This window comes from Nonomuraea sp. NPDC049421 (assembly GCF_040677005.1).
Lineage (GTDB): Bacteria > Actinomycetota > Actinomycetes > Streptosporangiales > Streptosporangiaceae > Nonomuraea > Nonomuraea salmonea.
Map to the genome: position 1 here is coordinate 22092 of NZ_JBFAQA010000003.1, position 18785 is coordinate 40876.

Sequence of the window (18785 nt, forward strand, 5' to 3'; positions counted from 1 at the left end):
ATGCCATGACGGCCGGTCACAGGCCCGGCCGGAGGGCGCGGAATGAACCGGCGGCGAGGCGTGCTGTGACGGGTGCAGTCACAGAGGAAAGAAGGCGTTTCGCATGTCAGCGCAGGCCACGCAACGGACGGCGGCCCAGCTCATCGTGCAGGCTCTGGAGGCGGAGGGCGTCGAATACGTCTTCGGCATCCCGGGCGAGGAGAACATCCATTTCGTCGACGCGCTCAACGACTCCTCCATCCGCTATGTCCTCGTCCGCCACGAGCAGGGCGCGGCGTTCATGGCGGAGATCTACGGCAGGCTGACCGGCAAGGCCGGCGTCGCGTCGGCCACGCTCGGCCCCGGCGCGATCAACCTGCAGCTCGGCGTGGCCGACGCCACGACCAACAGCACGCCGGTGGTGGCGATCACGGCGCAGGTGGGGCTCGACCGCATCTACAAGGAGTCGCACCAGGTGGTGGACCTGGTGTCGCTGTTCAGGCCGATCAGAAGTGGTCGGAGCTGGCGCCGTCGCCGCAGGCGCTGCCCGAGCTGATCCGCAAGGCGTTCAAGACCGCGCAGACCGAGCGGCCGGGCGCCGTCTACCTGGCCATCCCCGAGGACGTCGAGTCGGCGCCGCTGCCCGAAGGGCTCGCGCCGCTGCCGCTCAACGTCGTACGCCCCCAGGACCCGTCACCTTCGCAGGTCGCCCGCGCCGCCGAGATCCTGGCCACCGCGCGTCACCCGATCGTGCTGGCCGGCCACGGCGCCACCAGGGCGGGCGCGTCCGACGCGCTGGTGCGGTTCTCGGAGAAGCTGGGGCTGCCGGTGGCGACCACGTTCAACGGCAAGGGAGTCTTCCCCGACGACCACCGCCACGCGCTCGGCGCGGTCGGCTTCATGCGCCACGACTACGTGAACTTCGGCTTCGACGAGGCCGACGTGCTCATCACGGCCGGCTACGAGCTGCAGGAGTTCGACCCGGTCAAGATCAACCCGGCCCGCGACAAGAAGATCATCCATGTGCACCGGTTCCCCGCCGAGGTGGACGACCACTACCCGGTGGCGGTCGGCGTGCACGGCGACATCTCCCGCTCGCTGCACGCGCTCGGCGACGCCGTCCACCGCCGCTTCACCATGAACGGCACCGGCGAGAAGATCCGCCGCATGCTGCGCGAGGAGCTGGAGCAGGGGCGCGAGGAGAACGGGTTCCCGCTGTCGCCCCGCCGCGTGGTGAGCGACATCCGCGAGGCCATGGGCCGCGAGGACATCGTGCTGGCCGACACGGGCGCGGTGAAGATGTGGATGGCCCGCATGTACCCGACGTACGAGCCGAACACGATGCTGGTCTCCAACGGGCTGTCGTCGATGGGGTTCTCGGTGCCGGGCGCGCTGGCCGCCAAGCTGGCCCACCCGCGGCGCAAGGTGCTGGCGGCGACCGGTGACGGGGCGTTCCTGATGAACTCGCAGGAGCTGGAGACCGCCGTGCGCGAGCGCATCCCGTTCGTGGTGCTGGTGTGGGAGGACGGCGCGTACGGGCTGATCGAGTGGAAGATGGACCTCGAGCTGGGCCGCGACTCCCACGTGGCCTTCGGCAACCCCGACTTCGTCAAGTACGCCGAGAGCTTCGGCGCCCGCGGCTACCGGATCTCCAGCGCGGACGAGCTGCTGCCGACGCTGCGCAAGGCGCTGGCCGACGACGTGGTGTCGGTGATCGCGGTGCCCGTCGACTATTCGGCTAACCTCGGCCTGACCGACAAGCTGGGCGAGCTGACCGGACCCTTCTAAGATCGTCCGGGTGAGCCTGCCCGCCCTGTCCGCCGCGGGGGCGCCGCCGGTCGAGCCGGCGCGCGACCCCTACCACGTCTATCTCGACTCCCTGACCAGCCCCGAGTCGCGCCGCACGATGCGCGGCTGCCTCGACCGGCTGGCCCGCATGCTGACCGGCGACGAGCACGCCACGGGCGCGGGCCAGCCGTGGCATCTGCTGCGGTACGAGCACACCGTGCGCATCCGTACGATGCTCACCGATCAGGGCTGGTCGGCCGCTTACGTCAACAAGCACCTGGTGGCGCTGCGCCGGGTGCTGAAGGAGGCGTGGCGGCTCGGGCAGACCAGCGCCGAGGACCTGGCGCGCGCCTCCGACCTGGCTCCGGTACGTCAGAGCCGGCTGCCCGCCGGGCACCACGTGCCGCCCGAGGTGGTGGGGGCGGCGCTGGCGGCGTGCGACGACTCCCCGGCCGGCAAGCGCGACGCGGCGCTGATCGCGGTGCTCTACTCGACCGGGTGCCGCCGCGCCGAGCTGGGCGGGCTGTCGCTGGCCGACTACGACCCTGGCGCGCGCTCGCTGCGGGTGCGCGGCAAGCGCGACAAGGAGCGCCTGGTCTACCTGACCGCCGACGCTATCGGGCTGGTGGAGCGGTGGCTGGCGGTGCGCGGCACCGCGCCGGGGGCGCTGTTCAGCCCGATCAGCACCGCCGGGCGGCTGCGGATGCGCGACGGGCGGCCGGTGGGGCTGACCGGGCAGGGCATCTCCGACATCCTGACCCGCCGGTTCGGGGCGGCCGGCGCGGCTCGCCGCACGCCGCACGACTTCCGCCGCACGTTCATCGGCGAGCTGCTGGACGCCGGCGTCGACCTCGCCACCGCCCAGGCCCTGGTCGGCCACGCCAGCCCCGCCACCACGGCGCGCTACGACCGCCGCCCCGAGCGCACCCGCCGCGAAGCCGTCGACCGCCTCAACCTCCCCAAACCCCGCCCCCTGGCCTGAACCGGGGCCCCGGCCGCGGCCGCTTTCCCCCTGGACGGGTCGGGTGGCTCGGGGCGGTCGAAGGCGCGCCCGCCGGGGCGGGCGCGGGAGGGTCAGGAGGCGGCGGTGGCCTCCAGTTCGACCAGCAGGCCGGGGAGGGCCAGGCGGGTCACGCCGAGCATCGTGGTGGCCGGTGCCACGCCCGCCGCGCCGAGCCGGCCCGCCAGGACGCCGTAGTGCTCGAAGAGGCGGTCGACGTCGGTGGTGTAGACGTTCAGCCGGACGACGTCCGCCAGCGACATGCCGGCCTCGGCGAGCACCGCCTCCAGGTTGTCGAGGCTGAGCGCGAGCTGCGCGCCCATGTCATCGGCGTGCTGCGGCTTGCCGTCGGCGTCCATCGCGGTCTGCCCGGAGCAGTACAGCGTCCTGGTCTCCCCCGAGACGATCTCGCCCTGGTTGTAGCCCAGGTTCAGCGACCACGGCCACGGGTTGACCGCCGTGCGTTCCATCGTGGAGTCAGCTCCTTCTACAAGATCGGCCGACGCGTGTGAGCGCCGGCGCGGTTGTTCGCGTCGGTGATCAGCTTCCCGGCAAATCACGACATCTTGTGTCGTGTATCTCTGTAGGGTTTTCGGCGTGCGTGCCGACCGCTTGGTCTCCCTGGTGTTGCTGCTGCGGCAGCACGGCCGGATGTCCGCCGCCGCGCTGGCCCGCGAGCTGGAGGTGTCCACGCGTACGGTGCTGCGGGACATCGAGGCGCTGTCCGCCGCCGGCGTCCCCGTCTATGCCGAACGCGGCCGGCACGGCGGCTTCGCGCTGCTGCCCGGCTTCCGTACCGAGCTGACCGGCCTGAATCATGACGAGGCCCTGGCCCTGCTGGTCGCCGGGTCGCGGCGCGGCGCGCAGGCGTTCGGGCTGGGCTCGGCGCTCGCCTCGGCGATGCTCAAGGTGGTGGACGCGCTGCCCGACAGCTACCGCGACACCGCGGCGGGCGCGGCGGAACGCCTGCTCATCGAGCCGGAGACCGACCTGCTCGCGCGCCGTCAACCCTCCGACGAGGTGCCTGACGCGGTGGTGGCGACGGTGCTGCGGGCGGTGTTCGGCGGGCGACGGCTGCGTCTGCGCTACGCGCCGCCCGACCGGGAGCCGTCGTGGCGCACGGTGGACCCGATCGGGCTGGTCACCGTGCGCGGGCGGGGCTATCTGCTGGCGACCCGCTCAGGCGAGGACCGTACGTACCGGCTGTCGCGGGTGCTGGCCGTCGAGGAGCTGGCCGAGCCCGCGCAGCGGCCCGACCGGGTGGACCTGGACCGGGCGTGGCAGGAGCGCAGCACCCGGTTCCGGCATGGTGACGACCAGGTCGGCGTGGTCGTACGGGTGCATCCCGAGCGGCGCGAGGAGCTGGTGGGCACCGCCCTGTCCGTACGCGGCGAGGAACCCGGCGAGGACGGCTGGCTGCGGCTGGAGGTGACCTTCCAGGACCGCAGGCACGCCGTCTGGGCGCTGTGGCAGCTCGCGGCCGGCGCGGAGGCCCTGGAACCGCAGTGGCTACGGGACGCCCTCCACACCCGCGCCACCGCCATCACCACCCGATACCAGTCCTCCGCCTGACCCGCCCCGCGCGCCGTCCTGGGCGGCGGGCAACCGGGTGCGCGTGCCGCCAGGACGCCCGCCGACCACGCCGGCCGGACACCGTCCCGGCGCGGGCCGCGTGGGGAGGTCAGCCGGCCAGGCGGGGGACGATGCCGGTGGCGTGGAGGCGTTCGCGGGCGGCCGCGAGGGCCTCGTCGGTCGTGGCGAACACGCGGCCCGCCTGGTGCAGCCGGGCGATCACACCGAGCGCCTCGAGCGGCCGATGGTGCCCGTCGGGGATGCCGGACACGTACACGGCGATGCCGCGCTGCTCCAGCCGGGCGACGGCGTCACCGAGCACGAGCGCGCCGCTGGCGTCGATGGTGGTGACCCGGCTCATGCGCAGCACCACCATCGACACGCCGGTCACCGCCGACACCTCCAGCAGGAAGCGATGGGCGGCGGCGAAGAACAGCGGCCCCTCCAGGCGGTAGGTGACGATGTGCTCGGCCAGCAGGGCGTGCTCCTCCACGGTGTGCTGCGGCTGCAGGTCGTGGCGGAGCGGCTCCTGGTCGAAGCGGACGTCCCCGGCGATGACCCGCAACGCCAGCGCCCCGGCCACGACCAGCCCGAGGATGACGGCCCACACGGTGTCGAGGGTCAGCGTGGCCACGGCGGTGAGCACGAGCACCACGGCGTCGGCACGGGTGGAGCGGACCATCGCGCGTACGGCGCCGACCTCGATCATGCGGACGGCCGTGGCGAGCAGCACCCCGGCCAGCGCGGCGAGCGGGATGCGGGCGACCAGACCGGCGGCGGTGAAGACCAGGGCGCCCAGGATGAGCGCGTGGGCCAGCGCGGCCAGCCGCGACCTGGCGCCCGAGCGCACGTTGACGGCGGTGCGCACGGTGGCGCCGGTGCCCGGCATGCCGCCGAACATCGGGGCGACGAGGTTGGCGACGCCCTGGCCGAACAGCTCGCGGTCGGGGTCGTGGCGGGTGCGCCCGGTCATGCCGTCGGCGACGGTCGCCGACAGCAGCGACTCCAGCGCCGCCAGCGCGGCGACGGCGACGGCGGGCGCGAGCAGGGACGGCAACGCGGCCAGGTCGAGGAAGCCGAGCGCGGGCACCGGCAGCCCGGCGGGCAGGGCGCCGATGCGGGCCAGCGGCAGCCCGGCCAGGTCGGCGACGATGGTGACGGCGGCCACGGCGACCAGCGAGAACGGCACGGCGGGCCGCAGCGCGGCCCCGGCCAGCAGGGCGACGGCGACGGCGAGCGTGGTGCCGAATGCCCACCAGTGCGGCGTGGCGAGGAAGCCGGCGACGGCGTGCCAGGCGATCACGGCCACCTTGTCGCTGTCGTACGCGGGCACGCCGAGCGCGTGCGGAAGCTGCTGCAACGCGATCACGCACGCCATGCCGACGGTGAATCCCGCGACGACGGGAGCGGGAACCATGGCCACGTGGCGACCGGCCCCGGCCAGGGCGAGCCCGAGGAGCAGCAGACCGGCCAGCAGGCCGACGGTGAACACGCCGGTGGCGCCGTGAGCGCTCATGATCGGCATGAGGATGACGGTCATCGCGCCGCTCGCCCCCGACACCTGCACCGCGGACCCGCCGAACAGCGCGGCCAGCGCCCCGGCGACCACGGCCGTGGCCAGCCCCGAGGCGGCGCCCAGCCCGGAGGAGACCCCGAACCCGAGCGCGAGCGGCAGTGCCACGACGGCCACGGTCAACCCGGCCATCAGGTCGGTACGCGGATTACGCCGCATCTCCGCCAGATCGCCACGCCGCGGCAACAACCTCCAAACGCGCCGAACCACCGCGGATTCCCCGCAATACGCCAGCATGCGCCCGACCAGCCCGCCAGGCCGGCGGCGAGCCCCCACACGCACGCGCCCGAACAACCCGGCAGGCCGGTGCGGCAGCACGGACCGCATGCGGCCGAACAGTCCGGCGGACAGGCGGCGGGATCGCGCGGTGCGGCCGCCGCCCTCAGGCTCGGCCATCACGTTGAGTTACCGATCCGATCGATTCTGTGACTGCATTGGCGCGCGAAAGAACCGCTCACCCTCACTCCCTCCGAGTGCCGGACAACCCCGCGAATGTCCCGAATTGCAGATGTTTGCAATCAGTAAAGAGGTTGTCAGAATATCAACTACACCCCCTCTCACCTGCTTAAACGTCGCCGCTGTCGGGCATCGCGCGAGTAAGCTCTCGGCGATCACACGGGCAACAGGCCGAAGGCGCGCTCGGCCGCCCGCACCGCCTCGGCCTCCACCTCGGCCACCGGCCGGCCGTCGGCCAGCATCGCCCAGTTGCGCCGCGCCAGCACCCGCTGAGTGGACACCAGCAGCCCGGCCAGCAGGGTCGCGGTCAGCTCGTCGGAGGTCTCGGCCAGCGCCTCGGCGAGCAGCTCCTCGTCGCGCGCCATGTGCCGGTGCAGCCGGGCCAGCAGGCCGGGCGCGGTGAAGAAGACCATCCGGTGGTACGCCACCACCTCGGGCTCGTCGTTGAGCCCCGTCACGGGATCACGCCTGGCCAGCCCGTCGAGGAAGTGCCGGCGCAGCGCCCGCACGGGCGACTCCCCCGAGGCCCGCTCGCGCACCACGCGCGCCGACTCCCCCAGATGGTCGGCGATGCGGTGCAGGACCAGGTCCTCCTTGGTCGGGAAGTACTTGAAAAGCGTCGGCTTGGACACCCCCGCCGCCGCCGCGACCTCCGCCACGGGCACCTCGTCGAAGCCGCGCTCCAGGAAGAGCGTGATGGCGGCCGAGGAAATGGCCTCGCGCACCCGCTGCCGCTGCAGCTCCCGCAGTCCCGTCATGAAGCCCACCCTAGCAAAGTGTTAACCTGGTTAATCTCTTAACCGAGTTAACACTTTGGGAGGTGTGATGGCGACGCTCGACGAGGAGCGCGCGTACGTCGAACGCTGCAAGGACGGCCTGCGCAGGATGCTCCAGGACGCGCGGGACAACGTCATCGTCGGCGAGACCGTGGCCGGCGACCGCTACAGCGCAGAACGGCTGGGACGCCACCTCAAGAGCCTGGCCAAGGAACTGAGCGAGGCGCCCGACGGCCCGCCGTTCTTCGGCCGGCTCGACTTCGGCCATGACTCAGGCGAGCATCGCGGACGCGCGTACCACATCGGCCGCCGGCACATCGCGGGCGAGCACGGCGGGACGCCCGTGGTGGTCGACTGGCGCGCGCCGGTCGCGCGGGCCTTCTACCGGGCAAGCGCCCGCGACCCGCAGGGCGTCGCCGTACGCCGCCGCTTCGGCTGGTCCGGCACCACCCTGACGAGCTTCGAGGACGAGCGGCTCGGCCAGGGCGAGGAGGGCGAGAGCAGGATCCTCGCCGCCGAGATCGAACGCCCCCGCGTCGGCCCCATGCGCGACATCGTCGCCACCATCCAGCCGGAGCAGGACGACCTCGTCCGCGCCGACCTCGACACCTCGCTGTGCGTCCAGGGCGCGCCGGGCACCGGCAAGACCGCCGTCGGCCTGCACCGCGCCGCGTACCTGCTCTACGCCCACCGCCGCAGGCTCGAACGGTCGGGCGTGCTCGTCCTCGGCCCCAACCGCGCCTTCCTCGGCTACATCTCCGCCGTCCTGCCCGCGCTCGGCGAGATGGACGTCGAGCAGACCACCCTCGAACGGCTGCTCGCCGCCGTCCCCGTCACCGCCGCCGACGCCCCCGCCACGGCCGCCGTCAAGCACGACGCCCGCATGGCCGAGGTGCTGCGCAAAGCCCTCTACGGGCGCATCGGCAAGCCGGTCGAGCCGGTCGCCGTCCCCGACGGCTCCTACCGCTGGCGGGTCTACGAGGACGAGCTGCGCCGCATCGTGGACGACACCCGCCGCGCGTCCCTGCCGTACGCGGTCGGCCGCGAACGCGTGCGCGCCCGCGTCGTCGAGGCCGTCCGCCGGCAGGCCGAGTCGCGCGGCGCCACCCCGAACGCCGCCTGGCTGCGCAGGATCGGCCGCGCCGTCACGGCCTGGCTCGACACCGTCTGGCCGGCCGTCAAACCCGTCCAGGTCCTGTACGAGGTCCTGCGCGGCCCCACCGGCGACGCCCCCGATCCCGCCCGCGGCCTGCTCACCGACGCCGAACGCGAGGCGCTCACCTGGGCCAGGCCGCCCCGGAGCGTGAAGACCGCGACGTGGTCGGCGGCCGACCTCGTGCTGCTCGACGAGATCGCCGGCCTCATCGACCGGCCGCGCGGCTACGGCCACGTCATCGTGGACGAGGCCCAGGACCTGTCGCCGATGGAGTGCAGGGCCGTCGCCAGGCGCAGCGAGCACGGCTCGCTCACCGTGCTGGGCGACCTGGCCCAGGGCACCACCCCGTGGGCGGCCACCTCGTGGGAGGACCGCCTGGCCCATCTCGGCAAGCCGGACGGCCAGGTCGTCGCGCTGACCACCGGCTTCCGGGTGCCGGCCGCCGTGGTGAACCTCGCCAACAGGCTGCTGGCCGCCCTGGAGGTGCGGGTGCCCGAGACGCGCTCGTACCGGTCGGACGGGCGGCTGCGCGTCACCCCCGTCACCGGCCTGGGCAAGGGGGTGGCCGCGGCGGTGCGCGAGGCCATGACGTTCGAGGGGTCGATCGGGGTCATCGCCGCCGACGCCGACGTCCCCGCCCTCACCGCCGCGCTCAGGGACGAGGGGCTCGACGTGGGCGAGCGCCTCAGCGTCATGCCCGCCACGCTGTGCAAGGGCCTGGAGTACGACCACGTCGTCGTCGCGGAGCCGGCCGCCATCGCCGAGGCCGAGCGGCGCGGGCTCAACCGCCTGTACGTGGCGCTCACCCGCGCCGTCTCCCGCCTCGACGTCCTGCACGCCCGCCCGCTCCCTCCGCAACTCACGGCTTGAGATGGGCGGATGCCGGGAACGAACGAACCGTCACCGCCTCCTTGAGAAGAGCCGGCATTTGACCTCACCTCATGACCCGCCCGACGGCGTCCCGCGCACTCCCCCGGACGCCCAGCCCCGCGCCGGCGACCAGCTGCTGTCCATCATCGGGTTCGCCTGTGCGGCCATGGCCCTGCTGTTCATCCCCATCCTGTTCGGGCTGGCCGGGGTGGTGCTCGGCATCGTCGGGCACACCCGCGGCGAGCCGCTCGGCCGGTGGGCCGCCACCGCGGCGGGCGCGGCCATGCTGATCGGCACCCTGCTCGGCATCCTGATGACCACCACCTGACCCGGTTCAAGCGTAGAAAGGCGTGAGATCCTTGACGGATGCTTCCGCCCATCGACGAGCTGCGTCCGCAGGTCACGGCCCGGCTGGCCGCCTTCAGGCGGCGGGAGGTCCCGGTCGCCGACGGGCTGCGCAGGGCCGGGGTCACGGTGTGCGTGCTGGAGGACGCCCGCCGCAGCCCGTACGTCGTGGTGATCCGCCGTGCGGCGGCCGGGCGCAACGCCGGCCAGTGGGCGCTGCCCGGCGGGCGGGCCGACGACGGTGAGCGGCCGGAGGCGGCGGCGCTGCGCGAGCTGGGCGAGGAGACCGGCGTCTCGGGGGTCGAGGTGGCGGGGCTGCTCGACGACTTCGTCACCGACTCGGGGTTCGTGATCACGCCGGTGGTGGCGTTCGGCGGGCGGCAGGAGCCGGTGGGCGATCCGCGGGAGGTGGCGTCGGTGCACGCCGTCCCCTTGGAGCGGTTTCTCGCGCCGGGGGTGCCGCGCTGGCGGGGCGACCTGCTGCAGATGCCACTGGGGCCGTCCATCGTGATCCACGCGCCCACGGGGGCCATCTTGTGGCAGTTCGCCGAGGTGGCGCTGCGGGGCCGTGAGCAGCGCGTCTTCGACGTCGCCCAGCCTCGCTGGACCCGCACCTGACCGATCTTCGCACACAGCCCGATTCCGGGTGATTCAGGACGGTACGGAGTGCCTGGTCAGGCCCTCGGGAACCCCTCCCAACAGGGACCCAAGAGCGCACCACGATTACCTTTAGGGCCCCCTGGTGTGCTTAACTCAAGATTGCCGATGTGGTTTGTGTCCCCCGGGCCGCAAATTACCGCCTTCACGGAATACCGTTCGGCTGGAGCCGTGTTGTGCACCTCGCCGAGGAGGCGACCGCCACATCGGCCTAACAGCTTTCACAGGCGCCCCGCACACCCGCGGGGCGCCTGCTTTATTGTGGGGTGGCCGTCAGCCGATCATCAGGAGAGCTCGTTGCTTTACCACGTGGCCAAGTTCGCCTCGACGCCACTCGTCACTGCGATGTGCCGTCCGCACATCTCGGGCGCCGCCCACGTGCCGCGCACCGGACCGGCGATCCTGGCCGCCAACCACCTGTCGGTGCTCGACTCGTTCCTGCTGCCCGCGCTGCTGCCACGGCACGTGACGTTCACGGCCAAGAACGAATACTTCTCCGGCAACCCCGTCTCGGGCTTCTTCATGCGTCTGGGCCGCAGCCTGCCGATCGACCGCGAGAGCGCGCACGCCGCGCAGGCCATGCTGGAGGAGGCCGCCGCGCTGCTGGAGCGGGGCGAGCTGTTCGGCATCCACCCCGAGGGCACCCGCTCCCCCGACGGCCGCCTCTACCGCGGCAAGATCGGCGTGGCCTGGCTGGCGCTGCGCACCGGCGCCCCGGTGCTGCCCGTGGCGCTCAGCGGCACCGAGAAGGTCATGCCGCTGGGCGCGAAGGTGCCGCGGCCCGCGCCCATCGGCATCGCCATCGGCGCTCCCCTGCGCTTCACCGGCGACCACACCAAGGCGCAGGACCGGCGCCGGGTCACCGACGAGATCATGGCCGCCATCCAGAAGCTCTCCGGCCAGGAGTACGTCCCGAAGTACGCGGCCAGCGTCAAAGCTGAGAATGGTATGTCCTGATTGGGAGCTCCCGCTAGTCTCGGAAGCTGTCGTCGAGGAGCAGGGGGCTGATCAGTGGCGCGGGGCCGTACCATCGCGATCGTGTCCGTGGCGTCGGTGCTCGCGGTGGGGGCCGCGGCCGGGGGCGCCTACTACGTGCTGCACACCCGCGGCACGCCGGCCGAGACCGCGCAGCGGTTCGTTGCGGCGTGGCAGGCCGGCGACAAGGGCGCGATGACGAAAGAGCTGGCCAAGGCGCAGCCGCTCACCGCCTACGACCAGCAGCGCAGCGCGCTCGCCGTCGAGTCCACCGCGATCGAGCTGGGCCGGGTCACCGAGGGCGACGGCCGGGCCAGCGTCCCCTACACCGCCAAGCTCGAGCTGAAGAACATCGGTGAGTGGACCTACGAGGGCAAGATCGACCTGGTGGTGGCCGACCGTACGTGGAAGGTCGACTGGAAGCCCGCCACGCTGCATCCGTCGCTGACCTCCGGCGCCGGGTTCTCGCTGAAGACCCGCTGGCCCGAGCGCGCCGCGATCACCGACGCCGAGGGCTCGCGCATCGACGACGGCACGGTCGGCGGGTCGGTGCAGCAGCTCGTGGGCTACCTGGTCAAGGCGACCAAGAAGGACGTCGCCAAGCTCGGCTCGTCCTACAAGGTCGGCCAGGCGGTCGGGAGCCACGGGCTGCAGGCGACGTTCCAGAAGCAGCTGGCCGGCACGCCCACGACCGAGATCAAGCTCGGCGACAAGACGCTGAAGACCATCGAGGGCGCCGAGGGCGAGCCCGTGCGGACCAGCCTCGACCCGCGCGCCCAGGCCGCCGCGGTGACGGCGGTCAAGGACATGAAGAAGCCCACCTCGCTGGTCGCGATCAAGGCGTCGACCGGCGAGATCCTGGCCGTGGTCAACAACGTGGGCGGGTTCAACCGGGCGCTCGACGGCCGCTACCCGCCCGGCTCGACGTTCAAGGCGGTGACCGCGATCGGGCTGCTCGCCGTCGGCATGTCGCCGCAGGACAAGGTCACCTGCCCCATGTACGCCACCGTCGGCGGCCTGAAGGTCCGCAACTCCGACAAGGAGGAGTTCGGCTCCATCTCGTTCCTCGACTCCTTCGCCCACTCGTGCAACACCACGTTCGCGCCGCTCGCGCAGTCGAAGCTGGGGGCCGCGAAGCTGCTCGACGCGGCCCAGGACGTCGGCTTCAACCAGCCGCTGACCATCGGCGTGCCGGCCACGAAGGCCAGCTTCCCCAAGGCGCAGTCCGACGCCGAGCTGGCGGCGGAGTCGTTCGGGCAGGCCAGGATCACCGCGAGCCCGCTGTCGATGGCCTCGGTCGCCGCCGCCATCGCCGACGGCACCTGGCGCCCGCCGACGCTGGTGCCGTCGATGAAGCAGAAGCTGTCGGAGCGCGAGCTGCCCGCCAAGGTGAAGGCGGGGATGCACCAGATGATGTCGGCCGTGGTGACCAAGGGCACCGCCCGCTCGGCCGGCCTGCCCGCGGGCACCCACGGCAAGACCGGCACGGCCGAGTTCGGCACCGGCGAGAAGCTGGAGTCGCACGCCTGGTTCATGGGGTTCAAGGGCGACGTGGCGTTCGCGGTGGTCGTCGAGGGCGGGGGCGGTGGCGGCGCGGTCGCCGCCCCGGTCGCCGCCACGTTCCTGAAGAACTACTGATCGGCCGGCTCGTCACCGATCCTTGAGGAAGCGGTGGATCTCCTCGGCCGCGCGGTCGGGGCGGCCGCGGTCGGCGGTGTTGGAGGTGGCGCCGTGATCGAGGCCCTCCATGAGCACCTTGGTGGCGTGCGGCAGCACCTCCTCGATGCCGGCGAGGGCCGCGCGCAGGTAGGGGCGGGTCCTGGTGCCGCCGAGCAGCAGCACCTCCTGCCGCACGGCCCGGTACATCTCCAGGTCGCCCGCCGCCTCCCTGGCGAGCTGGAGGTCCTGGCGCAGGGTGGGCGCCAGCTCGGCGAACGTCGCGCCAGGGCCTTTCAGCATCCTGCGGGTGAGCAGCTCCAGCAGCTTGCGCGGCACCAGGTTGAAGACGGGCGGGCCGAGCTCGGCCGCCTTCATGCCGGTGACCAGTGCGGCAGGGATGTTCCCCGCGATGAGCTCCTGGTCGAGGCGGCTCAGGTGGACGTCCAGGGCGGCGCCGTCGGGGAGCAGCGGCGGCTCGAAGACGACGGCCCCGTGCAGGTCGGGCCGGACGAGCAGGGTGCGCAGCGTGATGATCGCCCCTGAGCTGACGCCCGCGACGTAGCGGGCGCCGGTGGCCTCGATGAGCGCCGCGAGGTCGGCCACCTCCCGCTCCAGCCCGTACGCGGTGCCGACGGGGCCGCTGGAGCCCCTGCCGCGCCGGTCGGGCAGGTAGCAGGTGAAGTCGGCCGACAGGGCCTGCGCGAGGTCGAGCTGGCTGCGGCCGGTCTGCATGGCGCCGTGCAGGATCACCAGCCCTGGGCCGCGGCCGACCTGGTGGTAGCCGATCGTCGCGCCGTCGTCGGACGTCACAGCGCCTGTGGTGGTCATGATCATGAGAGCTCCCTCATCGGTCGGTGAAGGGGAGCCCGGCTATCGTTGTCGATGCCATCTCGTGGCCGGGGCTCCGCTTCGGGTGCGAGATCCGCCCGGCGGCGGTGTTGCAGCACCGCCGCCGGGCCTGTCCGGTCAGTCGTCCTGCGTGCCTCTGGCGGCCAGGTCCTCCAGCCCGTCCGGCAGGTCGCCCGTACGGTGGAAGGCCCGCCACTCCTCGACCCCGGAGAACGTGCCCCCGTCCAGCTCCGCCACCAGCGAACGCACCCAGGCGGCCTGGGCCTCGCGCATCGCCAGCGCGTACTCCGACTCGACGACGAAGAGGCGCGGCAGCTCGGCCCGCTCCGCCTCCAGCGCCCGCCGGTCGGCCTCGATCTGCTCCTCCAGCCGCGCCTGCCGCTCCCGCAGCAGCGCGCCGACCTCGTCGGGACCGAGCCCGCCCATCACGGACAGGCCGGCCTCGAACGCCGTCGGCTCCCTCTCGGGCGTGGACAGCAGCTCGCGCGTCCAGTCGGCGGCCTCGTGGCGGCCGGCGTCGGTGATGCGGTAGACGGTCCGCTCGGGCCGCGCGCCCTGCCGCCCGCTCTCCACCGCCTCAAGGAAGCCGTGTTTGTGCAGGTTGCGGACGACGGTGTAGAGCGAGCCCCACTTGATGGGCATGTCCTGGTCCTTGTCCCTGGCGCGCAGGACGGAGGCCATCTCGTACGGATGCATGGGGCGCCGGCCGACCACGGTGAGCACGGCCAGCGCCATCAGGTTCGTCACCGGTCGCCGCCTGGCCATGATGCGCTCCTCGCCGCCGAATACTCGTCTGCGAGTATACGCACGCGAGTATTCGATGGACAAGGGCCCGCGTCGGCCTGTGCGCGCGGTTCGATACGTTCGTCCTGAGTCCTGAGTCCTGAGTCCTGAGGCACCCCGAGCGAGAGCGAGACGAACACCGATGAGCCGCCGCCACCGCTACGAGACCGTCGTGACCTGGACCGGCGACAAGGGCACCGGCACCAGCGGCTACCGCGACTACGGCCGCGAGCACGAACTGTCCGCCGAAGGCCCCGGTGTCATCCTGGGCAGCGCGGACCCGTCCTTCCGTGGCGACCCGGCGCGGTGGAACCCCGAGCAACTGCTGGTGGGCTCGCTGTCGCAGTGCCACATGCTCTGGTACCTGCACAAGTGCAGCGTCGCCAAGGTCATCGTGACCGGCTACGCCGACACCGCCGAGGGCGTCATGGCCGAGACCGCGGAGGGCGGCCGCTTCACGGAGGTCGTCCTGCGGCCGGTGGTGACGGTGGCGGCGCCGGAGATGGTGGAGACGGCGATCGCCCTGCACGCCGACGCCGCCAAGGCCTGCTTCATCGCCGCCTCGGTCAACTTCCCCGTCCGCCACGAGCCCACGGTCCGCGTCGCCGGCTGAGGCGAAATCTCCGCCGCAGCGCGTGATAAGGCGACCGTTCCGGGCAGACCCCATCCCGTGATCGCCGGAAGCGCACAAGAAGAGGCGACGAGCACGGAGGCTCGACGCCGGAGACCTTCGTGTGGGCCGTCTGCGGCCAGGGCTCAGAACATGGTGGACAGAGCCATGGCGGCGGCGGCTTCGTGGCGGAGAACCATGATCAGCAATGTGGCGACCAAGGTGGCGATCAACACCCAGCTGATCAGAATGATGACCGTCGAGCGGCGCGGCCTGTGCTTGGGACCCGATTGCCCCGTGGACCTCGCCTCGCTGCGACGAACCCGCTCGTTGAACGACTCAAGCCGTGCCACAAGTCTCGGATCGTCGTCGACGAGGTGCTGCTCGATCTGGGCCAGCATCCGCTCCTCGTCCTGCGACCAGGCCATAGGTGCACCTCCCGAACGCAAGCTCCGTGGCGTCTTTCTGCCCAACCATGAAGATCATTAGCCCCAAGCTGACCATGTAATTGCGACGTCTTTCAGTTTGCGATCAAGCTCGAATACTTGTTCTAATCATGGGATGCGCTGGGACAACCTGCGCCTGGCCGAGCCCGGCCGGGACGATCCGGCCGTGCCGCTGTTCGCTCGCGGCGCGGTCACCCGAACGTTCGACACGCCTGAGTTCCGCGGCATGACCTTCTACGAGATTCAGGCCCGATCCATCGTCAATCGCGTGCCTGCCGCGAGCCGGGTGCCGTTCGAGTACACGATCAACCCCTATCGCGGGTGCACCCACCGCTGTATTTACTGTTTTGCCCGAAAAACACACGAATATCTAGATTTCGATGCCGGGGCGGACTTCGACTCGAAGATCGTGGTCAAGGTCAACGCCGCCGAGCTGGCCCGCAAAGAGCTGGCCGCACCGCGCTGGGGCGGCCATCACATCGCCATGGGCACCAACGTCGACTGCTACCAGCGCGCCGAGGGCCGCTACAAGCTGATGCGCGGCATCCTCGCCGCGCTGCGCGACGCCGCCAACCCGTTCTCCATCCTCACCAAGGGCACCCTGATCCTGCGCGACCTCGACCTGCTCACCGAGGCCGCTGAGGTGACCGAGGTGGGCGCCGACGTGTCGGTGGGGTTCGTCGATCCGGAGATGTGGCGCGCGGTCGAGCCGGGCACGCCGCACCCGGGCCGGCGGCTGGAGACGTGCGCCACGCTCAACGACAACGGCATCGCGTGCGGGGTCCTGATGGCCCCGATCCTCCCCTACCTCACCGACTCGCCCGCCCAGCTCGACCGCACGGTCAAGGAGATCGCCGCCGCCGGCGCCACCCACATCTCGCCCATAGTGCTGCATCTGCGTCCTGGCGCGCGGGAGTGGTGGCTTTCGTGGCTGTCTCGCGAGCACCCGCGGCTGGTGCCGCGCTACCTGGAGCTCTACGGCCGCGGCTCCTACGCGCCGAAGGCGTACCAGCAGCGGGTCGTCGGCATGGTGAAAGAGCTGGCCCGGCGCCACGGCGTCGGGCGCGCCACCCCCGCCGTGGCCCGCCGCCTCCCTCCGGCCCGTCCTGCCACTCCCCCTGAGCCGCCCGAGCCCGAGCAGCTCCGCCTGCTGTAGCCGGGAAAAGGGTTGGCGGCGGCCGTCCGGCGGATGGCAGGATGGCGGGCGCCCCGACGTCGAAGATCAGGAGTTCGGAATGAGGTGCCTCGGAGTCTCCCAGCGCCCTGTTGGCTCGAGAGTTTCCCGAGGGTTCCTCAACCGTGCACATCCTGAACATCGGCATCCTCGCACACGTGGATGCGGGCAAGACCAGCCTGACTGAGCGGCTGCTGTTCGAGACCGGCGTCATCGACCGGCTCGGCAGCGTCGACACCGGCAGCACCCAGACCGACACCGGCGAGATCGAGCGGCGCCGCGGCATCACCATCCGCGCCGCCGTCGCCTCCTTCACCCTCGGCGACCTGCGGGTCAACGTCGTGGACACGCCGGGGCACGCCGACTTCGTGGCCGAGGTCGAGCGGGCGCTCGGCGTGCTGGACGGCGCCGTGCTGGTGCTGTCGGCCGTCGAAGGGGTGCAGCCGCACACCCGGGTCCTCATGAAGACCCTGCGCAGGCTGCGGCTGCCGACGCTGATCTTCGTCAACAAGATCGACCGGGCCGGCGCGCGCGAGCACGAGCTGCTGGCCGAGATGCGGCGGCGGTTGTCGCCGTCCTGCGTGCCGATCACCACCGTCGAGGGCATCGGCGGGCGTGCGGCCGTCACCCGGCCGCTCCCCTCAGTTCGGCCGGCCGCCGAGGTGCTCGCAGAACGCGACGACGACCTGCTGGAGCTGCTGGTCGAGGGTGGTGAGCCGGGCGCCGAGCAGGTACGCGCGGCGCTGGCCCGCCAGTGCGGCGCCGGTGAGGCGTATCCGGTGCTGTTCGGCTCGGCGATCACCGGGCAGGGCGTGCCCGAGTTGCTCGACGGCATCGCCGAGCTGCTACCCGCCGTACCCCAGGCCGCCGGGGGCGGGCGGCCGAGCGGTTGCGTGTTCGCGGTCGAGCGGGGCCCGTCCGGGGAGAAGGCGGCGTACGTACGGGTGCGCGAGGGCGTGCTGCGCACCCGCGAGAAGATCGGCTTCTACCGGGACGGGACGCACGCCTACGACGGGCGGGTGACCGCGCTCGCCGTGGCGGGCGCGCCGCAGCGGCGCACGGCGCTGGCGGGCGACATCGTCAAGGTCTGGGGCGTGCCCGAACTCCGGGTCGGCGACCACCTGGGCGGGCCCGGGCCCGCGGGGCGGGCCCACTTCACCCCGCCGAGCCTGGAGACGGTGGTCAGGGCACGCGTGCCGGGCGAGGAGCCGCGCGTGCACGCGGCGCTGCTCGCGCTGGCCGAACAGGACCCGCTGATCGGCACGCGCACGGTGGCGGGCGGCGAGACCTCGGTCCTGCTGTACGGCGAGGTGCAGAAGGAGGTCATCGGCGAGACCCTGGCCAGGGAGTACGGCGTGGAGGCGGTGTTCGAGCCGAGCCACCCCGTCTACTTCGAGCGGCCCGCGGGCACCGGCGAGGCGCTGGCGGAAATCCAGCGCCACGGGCCCAACGAGCACATGGCGACGGTGGGGCTGCGGGTGGACCCGGCGCCGCGCGGCTCGGGGGTTGGCTACCGGCTGGAGGTGGCGCTCGGGTCGCTGCCGCTGGCCTTCCACCGGGCGATCGAGGAGAGCGTGCGCGCGGCGCTGCACGAGGGGCCGCACGGCTGGCCGGTGACCGACGTGACGGTGACGCTGACCAGGACCGGCTACAGCGCGCCGGTGACCGTGGCCGCCGACTTCCGTGCCCGTACCCGGATCGTGCTGGCGCGGGCGCTGCGCCGGGCGGGCACGATCGTGCACGAGCCGTGCCACCGGTTCGAGGTGGAGGTGCCGCTGGAGACGTTCGGCCCGGTGACGGCGCAGCTCGCGGCGCTGGGCGGCGAGCTGCGCGACACGGCGCGGCGCGCGGACACGTGGGTGCTGGGCGGGGAGATCCCGGCGGCGGCGGTGCACGTCTTCGAGCGGCGGCTGCCCGGGTTGTCGCACGGCGAGGGGGTGTGGTGGTCGGAGGCGTCCGGCGACCGGCCGGTACGCCAAGGGGTCGCGAGCGGCCGCTGACGGACGTCGGTGAGCGACTTCGAGAGCCGCATGCCCGAGTAGCTAAGGGGTTACGAAGAGTACATAAGAGGCATGTCGGGTTTCGTCGTTCGATGGGTATTAAGGGGCTTGGTGTAC

Annotated in this window: 18 protein-coding genes; 12 read left to right on the forward strand and 6 right to left on the reverse strand. The window is 72.3% G+C overall.

Translation table 11 applies throughout. The features are described from left to right. The first annotated feature begins 103 nt into the window (after positions 1-103). The 3 genes from AB0K18_RS06130 to AB0K18_RS06140 are packed head-to-tail and all read left to right on the forward strand — an operon-like array spanning position 104 to position 2749. The gene (locus tag AB0K18_RS06130) at positions 104-535 is read left to right on the forward strand and encodes a thiamine pyrophosphate-binding protein (RefSeq protein WP_364911546.1); all 432 of its coding nucleotides are present in this window, start codon (positions 104-106) and stop codon (positions 533-535) included. Further along, positions 535-1767 carry an acetolactate synthase large subunit gene (locus AB0K18_RS06135; protein WP_364911549.1) on the forward strand — a complete coding sequence of 411 codons (1233 nt, stop codon included), beginning with the start codon at positions 535-537 and terminating at the stop codon, positions 1765-1767. Before AB0K18_RS06130 ends, AB0K18_RS06135 begins: the two co-directional genes overlap by 1 nt. Positions 1768-1777: 10 nt before the next feature. Then, positions 1778-2749: a tyrosine-type recombinase/integrase gene (locus AB0K18_RS06140; protein ID WP_364910576.1), complete on the forward strand. Its 972-nt coding sequence runs from the start codon at positions 1778-1780 to the stop codon at positions 2747-2749. Between the two features lie 92 nt (positions 2750-2841). On the opposite strand, the gene AB0K18_RS06145 is transcribed toward AB0K18_RS06140, so the two are convergent. Continuing rightward, a complete protein-coding gene (locus AB0K18_RS06145) occupies positions 2842-3237 on the reverse strand; it encodes a RidA family protein (protein WP_364910579.1) in 396 nt (131 codons plus the stop codon). Positions 3238-3364: 127 nt separating this feature from the next. Here AB0K18_RS06145 and AB0K18_RS06150 point away from each other — a divergent pair, with 127 nt between their 5' ends. Continuing rightward, positions 3365-4339, forward strand: a complete 975-nt coding sequence (locus AB0K18_RS06150) for a WYL domain-containing protein (protein WP_364910582.1) — start codon at positions 3365-3367, stop codon at positions 4337-4339. 109 nt (positions 4340-4448) lie between these two features. Here the strand turns inward: AB0K18_RS06150 and AB0K18_RS06155 are convergent, their stop codons facing one another. Next, positions 4449-6071, reverse strand: a complete 1623-nt coding sequence (locus AB0K18_RS06155) for a SulP family inorganic anion transporter (protein ID WP_364910584.1) — start codon at positions 6069-6071, stop codon at positions 4449-4451. Between the two features lie 452 nt (positions 6072-6523). Beyond that, entirely contained in the window at positions 6524-7126 is a 603-nt protein-coding gene (locus tag AB0K18_RS06160; protein WP_364910587.1) for a TetR family transcriptional regulator, read from the reverse strand. 67 nt (positions 7127-7193) lie between these two features. Here AB0K18_RS06160 and AB0K18_RS06165 point away from each other — a divergent pair, with 67 nt between their 5' ends. From AB0K18_RS06165 to AB0K18_RS06185, 5 genes are all read left to right on the forward strand, one after another. Beyond that, entirely contained in the window at positions 7194-9170 is a 1977-nt protein-coding gene (locus AB0K18_RS06165) for an ATP-binding domain-containing protein (RefSeq protein ID WP_364910589.1), read from the forward strand. Between the two features lie 58 nt (positions 9171-9228). Further along, a complete protein-coding gene (locus AB0K18_RS06170; RefSeq protein WP_364910591.1) occupies positions 9229-9498 on the forward strand; it encodes a hypothetical protein in 270 nt (89 codons plus the stop codon). Between the two features lie 38 nt (positions 9499-9536). Continuing rightward, positions 9537-10133 (forward strand): CoA pyrophosphatase, encoded by a 597-nt coding sequence (locus tag AB0K18_RS06175; RefSeq protein ID WP_364910594.1) that lies wholly within the window; start codon positions 9537-9539, stop codon positions 10131-10133. A 336-nt stretch (positions 10134-10469) separates the two neighbouring features. After that, positions 10470-11129, forward strand: a complete 660-nt coding sequence (locus AB0K18_RS06180; protein ID WP_364910597.1) for a lysophospholipid acyltransferase family protein — start codon at positions 10470-10472, stop codon at positions 11127-11129. A gap of 81 nt (positions 11130-11210) precedes the next feature. After that, positions 11211-12785 (forward strand): penicillin-binding transpeptidase domain-containing protein, encoded by a 1575-nt coding sequence (locus tag AB0K18_RS06185; protein WP_364910599.1) that lies wholly within the window; start codon positions 11211-11213, stop codon positions 12783-12785. A 12-nt stretch (positions 12786-12797) separates the two neighbouring features. Here AB0K18_RS06185 and AB0K18_RS06190 read toward each other — a convergent pair whose 3' ends face one another. Both AB0K18_RS06190 and AB0K18_RS06195 read right to left on the reverse strand, forming a co-directional pair. Then, positions 12798-13634 (reverse strand): alpha/beta hydrolase, encoded by an 837-nt coding sequence (locus tag AB0K18_RS06190; protein ID WP_364910602.1) that lies wholly within the window; start codon positions 13632-13634, stop codon positions 12798-12800. A gap of 138 nt (positions 13635-13772) precedes the next feature. Further along, a complete protein-coding gene (locus AB0K18_RS06195) occupies positions 13773-14420 on the reverse strand; it encodes a PadR family transcriptional regulator (RefSeq protein WP_364910605.1) in 648 nt (215 codons plus the stop codon). Between the two features lie 160 nt (positions 14421-14580). Here AB0K18_RS06195 and AB0K18_RS06200 point away from each other — a divergent pair, with 160 nt between their 5' ends. Beyond that, a complete protein-coding gene (locus AB0K18_RS06200; protein WP_364910608.1) occupies positions 14581-15051 on the forward strand; it encodes an OsmC family protein in 471 nt (156 codons plus the stop codon). 143 nt (positions 15052-15194) lie between these two features. Here the strand turns inward: AB0K18_RS06200 and AB0K18_RS06205 are convergent, their stop codons facing one another. Further along, complete coding sequence (locus tag AB0K18_RS06205) at positions 15195-15476, reverse strand: DUF3040 domain-containing protein (RefSeq protein WP_364910611.1); 282 nt, start codon at positions 15474-15476, stop codon at positions 15195-15197. Between the two features lie 133 nt (positions 15477-15609). On the opposite strand from AB0K18_RS06205, the gene AB0K18_RS06210 reads away from it, so the two are divergent. Together AB0K18_RS06210 and AB0K18_RS06215 are read left to right on the forward strand one after the other, a co-directional pair. After that, positions 15610-16650: an Rv2578c family radical SAM protein gene (locus AB0K18_RS06210; RefSeq protein WP_364910614.1), complete on the forward strand. Its 1041-nt coding sequence runs from the start codon at positions 15610-15612 to the stop codon at positions 16648-16650. A gap of 143 nt (positions 16651-16793) precedes the next feature. Continuing rightward, entirely contained in the window at positions 16794-18668 is a 1875-nt protein-coding gene (locus AB0K18_RS06215) for a translation factor GTPase family protein (protein ID WP_364910616.1), read from the forward strand. Positions 18669-18785: the final 117 nt, after the last annotated feature.

What these genes read in the sequence shown, in the direction of transcription:
- AB0K18_RS06175 (WP_364910594.1), top strand. Translation starts at nt 9,537, where the DNA reads ATGCTTCCGCCCATCGACGAGCTGCGTCCGCAGGTCACGGCCCGGCTG.
- AB0K18_RS06130 (WP_364911546.1), top strand. Translation starts at nt 104, where the DNA reads ATGTCAGCGCAGGCCACGCAACGGACGGCGGCCCAGCTCATCGTGCAG.
- AB0K18_RS06165 (WP_364910589.1), top strand. Translation starts at nt 7,194, where the DNA reads ATGGCGACGCTCGACGAGGAGCGCGCGTACGTCGAACGCTGCAAGGAC.
- AB0K18_RS06200 (WP_364910608.1), top strand. Translation starts at nt 14,581, where the DNA reads ATGAGCCGCCGCCACCGCTACGAGACCGTCGTGACCTGGACCGGCGAC.
- AB0K18_RS06145 (WP_364910579.1), bottom strand. Translation starts at nt 3,237, where the DNA reads ATGGAACGCACGGCGGTCAACCCGTGGCCGTGGTCGCTGAACCTGGGC.
- AB0K18_RS06195 (WP_364910605.1), bottom strand. Translation starts at nt 14,420, where the DNA reads ATGGCCAGGCGGCGACCGGTGACGAACCTGATGGCGCTGGCCGTGCTC.
- AB0K18_RS06155 (WP_364910584.1), bottom strand. Translation starts at nt 6,071, where the DNA reads ATGCGGCGTAATCCGCGTACCGACCTGATGGCCGGGTTGACCGTGGCC.
- AB0K18_RS06205 (WP_364910611.1), bottom strand. Translation starts at nt 15,476, where the DNA reads ATGGCCTGGTCGCAGGACGAGGAGCGGATGCTGGCCCAGATCGAGCAG.
- AB0K18_RS06210 (WP_364910614.1), top strand. Translation starts at nt 15,610, where the DNA reads ATGCGCTGGGACAACCTGCGCCTGGCCGAGCCCGGCCGGGACGATCCG.
- AB0K18_RS06160 (WP_364910587.1), bottom strand. Translation starts at nt 7,126, where the DNA reads ATGACGGGACTGCGGGAGCTGCAGCGGCAGCGGGTGCGCGAGGCCATT.
- AB0K18_RS06190 (WP_364910602.1), bottom strand. Translation starts at nt 13,634, where the DNA reads ATGACCACCACAGGCGCTGTGACGTCCGACGACGGCGCGACGATCGGC.